The sequence below is a fragment of the Corynebacterium sp. HS2168-gen11 genome (genome assembly GCF_024834075.1).
Classification (GTDB): Bacteria; Actinomycetota; Actinomycetes; order Mycobacteriales; family Mycobacteriaceae; genus Corynebacterium.
In genome coordinates, this window is record NZ_JANUXR010000008.1 from 1 (window position 1) to 12,353 (window position 12,353).

At 51.0% G+C, this 12,353-nt stretch carries 10 protein-coding genes and 5 tRNA genes; 5 read left to right on the top strand and 10 right to left on the bottom strand.

Features of this window, described 5'->3' with window-relative positions:
- Positions 1–305: 305 nt before the first annotated feature.
- Entirely contained in the window at positions 306–1,562 is a 1,257-nt protein-coding gene (gene murA / locus NXS99_RS06720) for a UDP-N-acetylglucosamine 1-carboxyvinyltransferase (RefSeq protein WP_259287901.1), read from the bottom strand.
- A 298-nt stretch (positions 1,563–1,860) separates the two neighbouring features.
- Entirely contained in the window at positions 1,861–2,706 is an 846-nt protein-coding gene (gene ramA / locus NXS99_RS06725; protein ID WP_259288008.1) for an acetate metabolism transcriptional regulator RamA, read from the bottom strand.
- Between the two features lie 818 nt (positions 2,707–3,524).
- On the opposite strand from ramA, the gene cysK reads away from it, so the two are divergent.
- Both cysK and epsC read left to right on the top strand, forming a co-directional pair.
- A complete protein-coding gene (gene cysK, locus NXS99_RS06730; RefSeq protein WP_259287902.1) occupies positions 3,525–4,460 on the top strand; it encodes a cysteine synthase A in 936 nt (311 codons plus the stop codon).
- A gap of 132 nt (positions 4,461–4,592) precedes the next feature.
- Entirely contained in the window at positions 4,593–5,180 is a 588-nt protein-coding gene (gene epsC, locus NXS99_RS06735; protein WP_259287903.1) for a serine O-acetyltransferase EpsC, read from the top strand.
- A gap of 251 nt (positions 5,181–5,431) precedes the next feature.
- On the opposite strand, the gene NXS99_RS06740 is transcribed toward epsC, so the two are convergent.
- The 3 genes from NXS99_RS06740 to NXS99_RS06750 form a co-directional block, all read right to left on the bottom strand.
- On the bottom strand, positions 5,432–5,719 hold the full coding sequence (locus tag NXS99_RS06740; protein ID WP_259287904.1) for a GNAT family N-acetyltransferase: 288 nt from the start codon (positions 5,717–5,719) through the stop codon (positions 5,432–5,434).
- 61 nt (positions 5,720–5,780) lie between these two features.
- Positions 5,781–5,856: transfer RNA gene (locus NXS99_RS06745), tRNA-Phe, on the bottom strand.
- A 22-nt stretch (positions 5,857–5,878) separates the two neighbouring features.
- Positions 5,879–5,952, bottom strand: a tRNA-Asp gene (locus NXS99_RS06750).
- Positions 5,953–6,022: 70 nt separating this feature from the next.
- On the opposite strand from NXS99_RS06750, the gene NXS99_RS06755 reads away from it, so the two are divergent.
- Positions 6,023–6,415, top strand: coding sequence for a hypothetical protein (locus tag NXS99_RS06755; RefSeq protein WP_259287905.1), 393 nt, complete (start codon positions 6,023–6,025; stop codon positions 6,413–6,415).
- Between the two features lie 427 nt (positions 6,416–6,842).
- Here the strand turns inward: NXS99_RS06755 and NXS99_RS06760 are convergent.
- The 4 genes from NXS99_RS06760 to NXS99_RS06775 all read right to left on the bottom strand — a co-directional run bounded on the left by NXS99_RS06760 (position 6,843) and on the right by NXS99_RS06775 (position 9,236).
- Positions 6,843–6,916 (bottom strand) — tRNA-Asp (locus tag NXS99_RS06760).
- Between the two features lie 23 nt (positions 6,917–6,939).
- Positions 6,940–7,015, bottom strand: a tRNA-Glu gene (locus NXS99_RS06765).
- A 481-nt stretch (positions 7,016–7,496) separates the two neighbouring features.
- Positions 7,497–7,569 (bottom strand) — tRNA-Lys (locus NXS99_RS06770).
- Between the two features lie 149 nt (positions 7,570–7,718).
- On the bottom strand, positions 7,719–9,236 hold the full coding sequence (locus tag NXS99_RS06775) for an acetyl-CoA hydrolase/transferase family protein (RefSeq protein WP_259287906.1): 1,518 nt from the start codon (positions 9,234–9,236) through the stop codon (positions 7,719–7,721).
- Between the two features lie 162 nt (positions 9,237–9,398).
- On the opposite strand from NXS99_RS06775, the gene dusB reads away from it, so the two are divergent.
- A complete protein-coding gene (gene dusB, locus NXS99_RS06780; protein ID WP_259287907.1) occupies positions 9,399–10,544 on the top strand; it encodes a tRNA dihydrouridine synthase DusB in 1,146 nt (381 codons plus the stop codon).
- 145 nt (positions 10,545–10,689) lie between these two features.
- Here the strand turns inward: dusB and mshD are convergent, their stop codons facing one another.
- Entirely contained in the window at positions 10,690–11,529 is an 840-nt protein-coding gene (gene mshD, locus NXS99_RS06785) for a mycothiol synthase (RefSeq protein ID WP_259287908.1), read from the bottom strand.
- Between the two features lie 64 nt (positions 11,530–11,593).
- Between mshD and NXS99_RS06790 the strand changes: the two genes are divergently transcribed.
- The gene (locus tag NXS99_RS06790) at positions 11,594–12,337 is read left to right on the top strand and encodes a DUF2993 domain-containing protein (protein ID WP_259287909.1); all 744 of its coding nucleotides are present in this window, start codon (positions 11,594–11,596) and stop codon (positions 12,335–12,337) included.
- The last annotated feature ends 16 nt before the right edge of the window (positions 12,338–12,353 follow it).

Consider the following 12,353-nt stretch of genomic DNA (forward strand, 5'->3'; position numbering starts at 1 on the left):
TGAAACATTAACCGAACATGAACAACATGTCAAATCAACACTGTTTCATCATTGTCACTCACAACCGTTGGCCGCGGCGACTCGAACTAATTTACACAGTCACCACACACAACACAAACCTGCAGGTCATTGCGCTGTTTTCGGTAAATCTTGAGTCATACATATCCACTTGTTTACCGATGGCGCACACATCTGCCATGTGGTTGTGTTCGTTGCGTTGTATTCCTACGCAACGGCGTCGTTAAGCATTGCAGTTTAAGTAGTAGAAAAGGCCTACCGTAAGCGTCGGTAAGCCTTCTTGATTGTTATGGTTCGATTCTTTGTATATCTGCACCAAGTGCTTGCAGACTTTCGACGAATCCCGGATATCCACGGTCAATGTGGTAGACATCGTGGACTGTGGTGTCACCATCCGCGCAGAGGGCGACGAGAACCAGACCTGCACCGGCACGAATGTCCGAAGCCCAGACGTCTGTTGAGGACAGTTGTTCCACGCCTCGCAAAAACACATGATGCCCTTCAATTGTGGCATCCGCGCCTAAACGCATGAGTTCATCGACAAATCTAAATCGTGCCTCAAAAATGTTTTCCGTAATCACCGAGGTGCCTTCTGCAATTGTGGCAATACCAATGGCCATTGGCTGCAGATCGGTTGGATATCCCGGATACGGCAAGGTTTGATAGTCGATCGCCTTTGGGCGCTGCTGCATATTGACACGGAAACCATTCTGGTATCTCTCAACTTGCGCTCCAGCTAACTTGAGCTTTTCTAATGCGAGGTGCAAGTACTTAGGATTAATACCGGTAACCGTAATATCGCCGCGGGTCATCGCTGCCGCATACGCCCACGTACCAGCAACGATACGGTCGCCGATCACCTCGTGCGTCGTTGGATGCAGCTTCTCTACACCTGTAATCGTGATCGTTGGGGTGCCTTCGCCTTCGATTCGTGCTCCCATTTCCCGCAACATTTCGCATAAGTCCACAATCTCTGGCTCGCGTGCTGCATTTTCCAACACAGTGACGCCGTCGGCAAGCACAGCTGCAGTTAAAATATTTTCGGTCGCACCAACAGATGGAAAATCTAAGTAAATGTTCGCACCTCGCAGTTGTGTTCCCTCAGCTACGACCGCACCGTGACTAATCCTGGTGGTAGCACCCAGTTTCTCCAAGCCTGATTGATGCATATCAAGCGGACGCGAACCAATGGCATCACCGCCAGGCAACGCCACCACGGCTTTACCGCAACGTGCAGTTAATGGACCAAGCACGCACACTGATGCACGGAACTGACGCACAGCTTCAAAGGAAGCATCGGAGGAAATTTCAGCAGGAGTCGTAATTTTCACGACATCGCGTTCAACCTCGACTTCACAGCCCAGCCCGACCAAAACTTCCGCCATTAACGGAACGTCGAGAATCTCAGGACAATTTTGCAAAACAGTGGTACCTTCGGCCAACAATGCAGCGGCCATCAACTTCAACACGCTGTTCTTTGCGCCGCTTACTTGAACCGTACCGGCCAGTCGTGCGCCACCTTTGACCAAAAACTGTTGCTTCATACTCGAAGATCTTACTTGTTTTCACAGATTTTTGTCAGGAACTGCCATCCGAATATGGATGAAACCGTCATTGCTCTTCAGCAATGCTTCACTGCCGCTGCTTTGCATATAGCTTTGCGACGTTCATCGGCTGGGCTCTCTTCTGCTTCAGCATTACCAATCTTCTCGCAATACTGTTCACACGACCACTGCGACGTAGGTCAGCTGCAGTCCAGGTAGAGTAATGACCGCCCAGAAAAGATTTTCAAGGCGGTCATTATTCTTTTTCATGGCAAAGACTGAAAATGGCGCTGCTTGGTTATGGCAATGCACCAATACGTCGAGCTGCATTCACAGCTTCATACCGTGTGTGCGCACCAAGCTTACGCATGACAGAGCGCAAGTAGCTTTTCACTGTTTCAGCACCGATGCCCATTTCTTCGGCAGCTTCCACATTCGTGTGTCCAAGTGCGACACATGAGAGCACATCAAGCTCGCGGGCAGAAAGTTTAGTAGTTTGCTTAACCCGAACTGGCGCCACCATTTGATCGCACAATTCTTCGAGTTCTGCACGAATATCGTCTTGCTCAATACGATTTGCCAACATTCGCAGCTTCGAGTGCGTGGAACGGATTTGCTCCCACTCAGCACCATTCATCATACGGCCTTGTTTGGCAGCAGCACCTCCTCGGACACCTTCGGAGCGTCGAGAAGCAGCATTAACAGCAAGATCTTGTTCGAGTACGCGAGCGGTCATGGTGACTTCTTCAATAACTTTGTCACCCAGACGAACTGGCGAGTGAACACCAACGTAGAGCACGCCACGAATTTCACGCTGCACAAAGACTGGCACTGCAACAACCGAATGCAGACCTTCGTCTTGGATGAGCGCGTCGAGATCATGACTAATAACAGTGGCACGCATATAGTCAGATACGCCTACTGGACGTCGTAATTGCAGCACGCGCCCACCAACACCAACGCCTTCATCAATCACCAACTTATGCAAGGCCGGTGTTCGCAGACCAATCCAGTGACTAATTTGTAGTCGATTGTCTGAAAGCACGGTTGCATACATGGTGACTGGAATGCCAGTCGCAGTCTTTAGCGAGGCTAAAGCTGAGCGGACCGCATCTTCGTCGTCGCGCACGCGTTGAATTTCCACTGCATACCTCCAGGATCCTCGCTTCCAAGCGAAGATGCCATCACTATCATGATCAATCTCCGTCATGAGTAACGAAGAAATATCTACCCCCGTCACAAACGAGCGGAGTTAAAAGTTTCTTTGCCAGAATTATAACCACCTCATAGGGGGTAATAAAAGTCAGGCCTTTTTTGCTTTGCGCAGTGCCAACTGTGGCAATTCACCATACGGGGGTGCAAAACACCAGATATTTTCCCTGTACTTTTCAATTTTTACGCGGTCATAACACACATGCCCTATGCAAATTATTCAGGAAACAAACTGAGAATACGCTAATAAATGAGCCAAAAATCGTGCACTTTTGACTGTGCCCGTACATATTGAACATCTCCACACGCTCCAAAATCTCCCCCCTCATCAAAGAATTCAAAATTTTTGGATTGTAAACTACAGCACATTATCCAAAAGGGGGTAATTCAGAGGTGTTACCCCTGTCCGAACGGGCAAATAATATTCCAAAAAGGTAAATACTATTAAAATCGTCTATCCTTATTGGAAATCAATCCCACTTAAATTCAATTTATCTCACACGACTGTTTAATCAAGCACCACTCCCGACTGGCCTTGACGTTTATTATCTTGTTTTACCGTATGAATAAAAATAACCCATAGACACAGCCATCACTACTCAGTGATTGGGAATATTTTTCTAGACATGGTTGTCTATATAAGTGAAGCTACTTCACATATCCGCCCGTGATTCGCTTTCACCGGCACCACAAGTAGCCCAACGCAACCTCTGCTAACCATCCAACAACCTCAAGTCTTAGGAGCCCATCATGGCAAATATCTACAATTCCATTCTCGACACCATCGGCAAGACACCTTTGGTACGTCTAAACCATCTCGATAAAGATCTCCCAGGCAACGTTCTGGTGAAGCTGGAGTTCTTTAACCCTGCAAACTCCGTGAAAGATCGCATCGGTAAGGCTATCGTGGATGCGGCCGAGGCTTCTGGAGAATTGCAGCCAGGCGGCACCATTGTCGAGGCTACCTCTGGTAATACCGGCATTGCGTTAGCAATGGTAGGCGCAGCTCGTGGCTACAAAGTTATCCTGACCATGCCAGAAACCATGTCGGCTGAGCGTCGCGTCATGCTGCGTGCCTTCGGGGCAGAAATTATCCTCACCCCTGGTTCTGCAGGTATGCAAGGTGCTGTGGACAAGGCTGACGAGATCATCGCCAATACCCCAGGCGCTATTAAGGCCCGCCAGTTTGCCAACGCTGCAAACCCAGAGGTGCACCGCCGTACTACCGGTGAGGAAATTTGGGCGGATACTGATGGTGAGATCGACATCTTCGTCGCTGGTATCGGCACTGGCGGCACCATTACCGGCACTGGTGAAACTTTGAAGGCCAAGAAGCCTGAGATCGAAATCTATGCTGTAGAACCAGCTGCATCGCCGCTGTTGACCACTGGCAAGGCCGGCCCACATAAGATCCAGGGCTTGGGCGCAAACTTCATCCCAGAGGTACTGAATCAAAAGATTTACGAAGAAGTCCTGACGGTTTCGAACGAAGACGCCGTTGCAACCTCACGCGCATTGGGTGCACAAGAAGGCATTTTAGGTGGCATTTCCGCTGGAGCAAACGTCAAGGCTGCCCTGGAGCTGGCGGCGCGCCCTGAAAACGCCGGCAAGACAATCGTCACTGTCGTACCAGATTTCGGCGAACGCTACGTTTCCACCGTGCTTTACGACGACATCCGCGATTAATATTTCTGACAACATAAATAATGGCCAAGTTTCACCTCTCTGGGGCGTGACTTGGCCATTTCTTATCGACGACTCGCGAGCCTGTGGCCAAAGACTCACTAGCCTGCGGTTTTTGCTACGCTCATAACTATTATGTTTTCTTTCATACACGCGATCCGTGACGATCTTGCCAATGCCCGTGAACACGATCCCGCTGCACGAGGCGATTTGGAAAACGCACTTGTCTACTCTGGGCTCCATGCAATCTGGTCGCATCGCGTCGCGCATTGGCTATGGGTGAGAAATTTCAAAGGCCCAGCCAGAATCCTGGCACAGTTTACGCGTTTCCTCACCGGCATCGAGATTCATCCTGGCGCAACAATTGGCAAGCGCTTTTTTATCGATCACGGCATGGGGATTGTCATCGGCGAAACCACCATCATCGGTGATGGCGTCATGCTCTATCACGGTGTGACATTGGGAGGTCAAGTTTTGACTCAAACGAAACGTCACCCAACCGTTGAAGATGATGTAACCATCGGTGCAGGTGCAAAAGTGCTTGGTCCGATCACCATCGGACGCGGATCTTCGATTGGTGCAAACGCTGTTGTCACCAAGGATGTGCCGCCATGCCATATCGCTGTTGGTATCCCTGCAAAAGCCCGTCCTCGCAAAGACAGTGAAAACCTGAAGCTGGTTGATCCTGACTGCTATGTCAAAGGTGCAGATTTTTCAATCTAGATTTCCCCTCACAACCACCACAGAACAACGCTCGGAGATTCTTGCACATAGCAAGCTCCGAGCGTTTTGTGTTTAAGCGCATGTGGTCGAATTGTACGCAACGAAGTGGGGCGTGAATGCTTCGACTTCTTGCTGGCCAAAGTGGCACCGACTGAATAGCTTAGATGAACTTTCCGGAGCATTTTCGTCACATTCTCGATACATTCATACAAGCTGTTCTTCATAGCAGCTACGAAGGGCTATATTTCGCGTTACTGCCACTCGACGAAGTGTTCACCATATTCAGGATTCTTCGCGCCATAGGCGGCGACTGCGGGGCATCCTGGGGCTACTGCGAGGCCCTCTGCAAGAGTTTGATCCAAAGCCCCCTTCATCAACGGCTTCGACAATCCGGCGCCTTGAAACTCTGGGAAGATTTCAGTGTGATACAAGTTGCGCTTCCCGTCTCGTTGAGCGTAATCAATGAGTCCGACTGGCTTACCATCTACGTAGAGAACAAAGCGCTTGTTCCCTACTTCATGTTCGACACGAGTATTCATACGCCTCAGAATAGCAAAAGAAAGCCTCTCGCATCCGAAGATACAAGAGGCTTTCTTTATTTGGTGGCTCGGACCAGGATCGAACTGGTGACCTTCCACTTTTCAGGCGGACGCTCTACCGACTGAGCTACCGCGCCACTTTCCGATTTACATCGGAAGCGACCCTGACGGGGCTCGAACCCGCGACCTCCGCCGTGACAGGGCGGCGCGCTAACCAACTGCGCCACAGGGCCTTTTAAGGCGTCGCATTCGATGTTGTGGAACATCGTATGCAACGTGTAGATACTTTACACAGTAATTGCTGTGACGCACAAATCTGCAGGTCAATTGCTACTTTTCTCAATATTTCAACCATTTTTACAAACACTCTTTGCCACCTGCCATTCACCAGTTCACGCTTGCATCTGCAGCATGCTTCCCAACGCCTACCCGCTTGCCGTATTTGCAGATTCATGCCAGCAAGACTCGATGGGCATGCATCGGCAAAAAGGATTCCACGCAGTTCTTGTTACAACTGAAGAGACCGAACTCAATGAACAGAGTGTCAGAAAATCAGACACAGTAAAGGAAAAGAATGCGGGTATTGAAAACGTAAAGATATGCACACGTGCAACGCGCATGTTGGGGCTGGATATTTGGGTTAAGGGACAAAAAGTGTGTCTGTTTCTGAACATAAACCCAGCTGAAAGTAGCTAAATCGCCGTTATATTTGATCCGCGACCAGATATAACGGAAGTTACATAGAAATACCAAGATCTCACGAAGAATATGGTATGGCGGTTTAGTTAAATCTTTCTATGTCTAAAAATCGCCAAATATGTTCTGTCTGTACAGGGAAAACCAGAATAAACGGCAGCACTGGCATCGCATCAACTGCAACGGAAACACAGCTGCTAACTTTAAAATCACTACACTCATGCTTGATGTTGGAGTCTCTAAAACCACCGAGCAATAACGATTGTCCCTCTTAAAATGCGGAAACTCAGAAAACAATCCCGCTAACAACGCAATCAAAGCCAGTACCGAACAAGCTGAGCAGACACACTTTTTGTCCCTTAACCCGGATATTTGGCAAAAGGCCCATAAAACGCAAAAAACGAGGATAAAAATCCTCGTAAAATTGCGACCCTGACGGGGCTCGAACCCGCGACCTCCGCCGTGACAGGGCGGCGCGCTAACCAACTGCGCCACAGGGCCGTAGAGCAAAGCTACGTTTGCCCTGGTACTCCCAACGGGATTCGAACCCGTGTCGCCGCCGTGAAAGGGCGGTGTCCTAGGCCCCTAGACGATGGGAGCAAACTGACACTACACTGGAAACAACCAGTGCGTTGTAGCTGGGGAAAACTATACTTGATTTTTCAAGATATGCAAAATCAAAGGTCAGGGGCTAAAAATCGCATTGTTATGCATGGCTATTATGCATACACATTCACGGTTCTGCTTACATCACTCATCGCAACGACTGACGGACACTGCCGATACCGACTCACCCTCACAGCTGGATTCCACGATGCCGCCCTACCGATACACCACCAGTCACCACGGCGACGCCCTACCGCTACCCCGGCGACACAACCGACCGACACAACCGAGCGTCACGACTCACTGCTACGCGCCGAACCATAGACCCAATGCATCCAATACCAATCGTGGCATCACGCCGACAGTCATAGAGCAGGTCTGGTGGTGTTGCGGAAACTGGAGAGCGTCGAAAAGCTGCAAAACGGTGATGCAAAGACAAAAACCCGACTACATGATGTAGTCGGGTGAAATATTGTGGGCCCTCCGGGGCTCGAACCCGGGACCTGCGGATTAAAAGTCCGTAGCTCTACCAACTGAGCTAAAGGCCCATACTTACTTGTAATCAGTAAGACAAGAAAGCAGCGTAGCACACAGGCCATACACAAAGCAAAAAGGCTAGAAAATCTCGAACATATCTGTACTTTTGCCGCACATATGGCTCGTTCAACACGTACGCGACAGCCTGCATAAACCGAAGTTAAGGACGTTGCATCGTGCCAGTTTCTTGCAATCGCTGGTGGAAAGCAAACGCGGTGGCAAGATCATGCGGAGTATGCAAGGTTCCAGCGCGTTGGGCAGCTGCGAGGGCACGCTGGTAGTACTCCTCAAGCAGTGGGCGGTAATCAGGATGGGCAATCGCGATGATTTTTGGCACGCGCTGGGTGGGGGCAAGTCCGCGCAGATCAGCGTAACCGTACTCGGTGATGAGCACTTTCACGTCTTGCTCGGTGTGGTCCACATGAGAGACAAATGGAACGATCGCAGAAATTGCTCCACCTTTGGCCTCAGATGGCGAAATGAAGGTGGAAATATAGCTATTCCGCGTGAAATCACCAGAGCCACCGATGCCATTCATCATGCGTGAGCCGGTAACATGCGTGGAGTTCACATTGCCGTAAATATCGGCTTCGATCAGGCCATTCGAGGCAATAATCCCCATCCTCCGAACAACCTCAGGATGGTTCGAAATTTGTTGTGGGCGCAGCACAATCGAGCGTCGATAGCGTGCTGCTTCACGGTTCATCTTCTCGGCATATTCAGGCGAGAGCGAAAACGCCGTTGCCGAAGCAACTGTCATTTTTCCGGCGTCGATAAGATCCAACATGCCGTCTTGGATCACTTCGGTATAGGCTTTAATATTTTCAAACTTCGAGTGCAACAACCCTGCTGTCACCGCATTCGGCACATTACCAACACCCGATTGCATAATGTAGCTGTCATAGCGCAACCGACCTGCGGTAACTTCGCCTTCGAGGAATTCTAAAAAGTGTCCAGCCATACGCTGCGAAGCAGCATCAATCGCCTTAAATGGTGCGTTGCGGTCTGCATGGTGTGTCAGCACAACCGCTACTACTTTATCCGGATCAATTGAAATATATGGCTGGCCAATGCGTTGTTCAGGAGCAGTCAGCGGAATTGGTTGGCGCTGCGGCAAAGGCGCAATGCGATAGATATCGGCCATTCCCTCAAGCTCTAATGATTGCCATTGATTGACTTCGATAATGATCTTTTCGGCGTTATCGAGATATTCCACGCTATTGCCAATCGACGACGACGGCACGATATATCCCTCTTCGGTAATACGTACTGCCTCAACGATCGCAACTGTCAGCTTGCCGAAGAATCCTTGTTCCACGAACATGCCAGATTCGGAAAGATGATAATCGGCATACAGCGTCTCGCCACGGTTAATACTTGCCCGCAACGTTGGATCGGATTGATATGGTGCGCGGAATCGCAAGGCCTTCGCCTCGGCGAGTACACCATCACAGTCAGGCGCGGTGGAAGCACCACTGAAAAGATCAATCTGGAACTCATCACCACGTTCGTGTGCTGCGCGAGCACGATTCGCGATTGCGGTTGGCAGCTCTTTCGGGTAGCCGGCGCCGGTAAAGCCAGAAATGCCAACTTTGTCGCCATGATGAATAAACTCGGCTGCTTCAGCAGCGGTCATCACCTTGCTGAAAAGTTTGGCATTGGCAATACGGTCATTCATGAATCTACTCTTTCGCTGTCCTTGAACATTCGTGTTGGGGTTGCACTGGGTTACACGGGGTTGCACCGTGGCGTCGACAAGCGCAGGAAACGCGATCGGTTTGATGTGTTCACTGGTTGTCCTTACTACGCAAAATCCAACAAACTATGCAAAGATGTTGCTGTGACTCTCAATATCGGAACCATCGCTTTGCAGTCGCCCGTTGTCTTGGCCCCAATGGCTGGCGTGACTAATGTGGCCTTTCGCACGCTGTGTCGTGAGCTTGAGCAAGAGAAAATCGGCACCGTTTCTGGCTTGTACGTGTGCGAAATGATTACCGCTCGCGCACTGGTCGAACGCAATGAAAAAACCCTGCATATGACTACCTTTGGGGAAAATGAGACTCCGCGATCTATGCAGTTGTACACTACCGATCCAGAGTACACCTACAAGGCGGCAAAGATGATTGTCGATGAGAATCTTGCCGATCATATTGATATGAATTTTGGTTGTCCGGTTCCCAAGGTCACCCGGCGCGGTGGCGGTTCGGCATTGCCGTATAAGCGCAGGTTGTTCGGCAATATTGTGGCTGCTGCAGTAAAGGCGACCGAAGGTACAGATATTCCTGTGACGGTGAAGTTCCGCGTTGGAATTGATGATGAACATCACACGCATCTTGATGCTGGACGCATCGCGGTTGAGGAAGGCGCGGCTGCTGTTGCACTGCATGCTCGCACTGCCGCACAGCGTTATTCAGGTCAGGCGAATTGGGATGAGATCGCTCGGTTGAAACAGCACTTGGCGCACACCGGCATTCCGGTATTAGGCAATGGTGATGTGTTTAAGGCCAGTGACGCGCAGGCCATGATGGATGCCACCGGTTGTGATGGTGTGGTTGTCGGCCGTGGTTGTTTGGGTCGTCCGTGGTTATTTGCAGCGCTATCTGCCCAGTTGCGTGGCTTGGAGATTCCACCTGAGCCAACGTTGGGCGAAGTCACCAAGATTATGTTGCGCCACACTGAGTTGTTGATCGCGCACGATGGCGAGCGCAAGGGATGTCAGGATATCCGCAAGCATATGGGCTGGTATTTACGAGGATTCCCAGTTGGTGGCGAATTGCGGGCACGCTTATCGACGATTACCTCCTTGGCTGATTTGCGTGAGGCATTAGCGCCTTATGCGGATTCTCAGGCTGTTGCCGATGATGCGGAAGGCCCACGTGGTCGAAAAGGCTCACCGGCAAAGGTTATTTTGCCTGAGGGCTGGCTCGATGATCCGGAAGATGCCACGGTGCCAGATGGTGCCGATATCATGCATTCAGGCGGCTAGGCTCAAAGGTAACGAAGCCGTAGGCCGCGCTCGAAAATAGCGCGGTCTGGGCAAAGGCTCGTGCTGCGGCGCACGTAGCTTGGGGTACAGCACCACCTGCAGCACCCCAACGAACGCCGCGCCGGCAAGCAGGAGGAAAAAGCTGCTATTCAGACGCGCGGTAGAGAATATGCTGTTCTGCGATACTAAAGCCCATGCTGGTGTAAAGCTTCACCGCAGGGACGTTGTCGCGTTCAACATACAAAATGATTTCTGTAGCGCCTTGTTCGCGCAGATGCGTAATTCCAGCTGTCAGGAGCGCTGCGCCGAGTCCCTTGCCACGGGCGGCGTTGCCCAGGCCGACGATATACACCTCGCCTTGGTGGAAGGTTTCTGCGTCGCCGTATCGTTTCAGCCAGTGGAAGCCAACCAAGGTGTCGTGTTCCCAAAGCAGTAAGACATCTTCTGGCCGATACCACGGATTGCTGCGTGTGAGATCAAGCCCTGCTTGATCCCATTTACCCTGCTCTGGGTGCCAGCCAAAGGCCTCTTGATTCACGCGCAGCAGCGCGGCGTCTATTTCTGGCTGAGGAATATCCGGCATGGTGGTGATGCGATACGGTTGCGGCAACGCGTGTTGCGAAAGTTGCGCCAATTGCTGGCCTGCCAAACACATAACCAGTAATTCTCGGGTAATGCTCCAATGCTGTTTCTGAGCAATATGCGCAGCTGCCGGCAAATTACCATGTGCCCAACACGCCGGTACGTTGGCAAGTGCGGCTTGTCCATAGCCAAGATTTCGATATTGCGGATCAATGGCGAGCTCTGCTACCCCGTCCGGATCTTGCACCAATACCCCGATGAGCTGGTGCTCGTGCAGAATATGCTGCACTGTGCCAGGGGCCTTGCCAGATAAAATGTGCTCATATCCTTCCGAAATCGCCGCAATCTGATCGTGGTTCAGACATGCTTTCAGCACTTGAGCGACGTTTGCATTCATGTTCATAATTCCCAGCCTAATGATTTTCTGCAATGATAGACATGTGCGCGTACGACAACGAGGAATACAGGTGGCGATCGGATCGCTGGTGACTCTACTCGGCCTTGGCTGGGTTGGCGATACGGCCCTTGCCGCGCGCAGTGAATCGTTACTCGCGAATCGCGTCGCCGCCGCTTACGATCTCCCAGTCGTACCAGAAACATATATCGGCGGTTTCCCTTTTGCCGAAAACTTTTTCTCCCACAACATCCCTGATATGTATGTTTCAGTCACTGATGTCGAGCTTCCACGCTGGGGACTAGTACGCATGCACGCGTCTTTACAAGACGTCGCGATTTCTCGTGATGGCTTATTTACAGGCGATATCGATCGCACCAGGGCTGCCTTACTGACAACTGGTGTGTCCTTGGATGCGGTGAGCGTCGGCAAGCAGCTGGGAATGACGGATCTTGATATTGCGCATCCCTATGATATTTCTCCGAAAGGCGGTGCTGCGAGTGAAGTGCGCTTGACCGGTACACCTGCGAACACGAGCAAGCCAATCAGCGTGATCGCAGAATTGCGACTGGTCAATGATCATTTTTATCTGCGCCCAATCAGTATTGCCAATCGCGGCGCACAAGAGCTTGACGACGCTGCCATCTTCACAGCGTTCTCGCTCGATTTCCCAACCCAAGAATTGGGTTTGCCAGGCCAAGTGTCATTGGTAAGCGTAGGCGGTGGAAGTTTGTATTTCCAGGTCAAAGAACGCAATGTGACAGTACACATATCGCAACTTTTCGCCCCACTTCACATGCAGCAGGAGCAGACGTAAGCCGCCGCTACGCTTC

Bases quoted from the DNA above. Each gene is read 5' to 3' on its own strand.
- epsC (WP_259287903.1), top strand. From the start codon at position 4,593: ATGTTTTCTTTCATACACGCGATCCGTGACGATCTTGCCAATGCCCGT.
- murA (WP_259287901.1), bottom strand. From the start codon at position 1,562: ATGAAGCAACAGTTTTTGGTCAAAGGTGGCGCACGACTGGCCGGTACG.
- NXS99_RS06740 (WP_259287904.1), bottom strand. From the start codon at position 5,719: ATGAATACTCGTGTCGAACATGAAGTAGGGAACAAGCGCTTTGTTCTC.
- NXS99_RS06775 (WP_259287906.1), bottom strand. From the start codon at position 9,236: ATGAATGACCGTATTGCCAATGCCAAACTTTTCAGCAAGGTGATGACC.
- cysK (WP_259287902.1), top strand. From the start codon at position 3,525: ATGGCAAATATCTACAATTCCATTCTCGACACCATCGGCAAGACACCT.
- mshD (WP_259287908.1), bottom strand. From the start codon at position 11,529: ATGAACATGAATGCAAACGTCGCTCAAGTGCTGAAAGCATGTCTGAAC.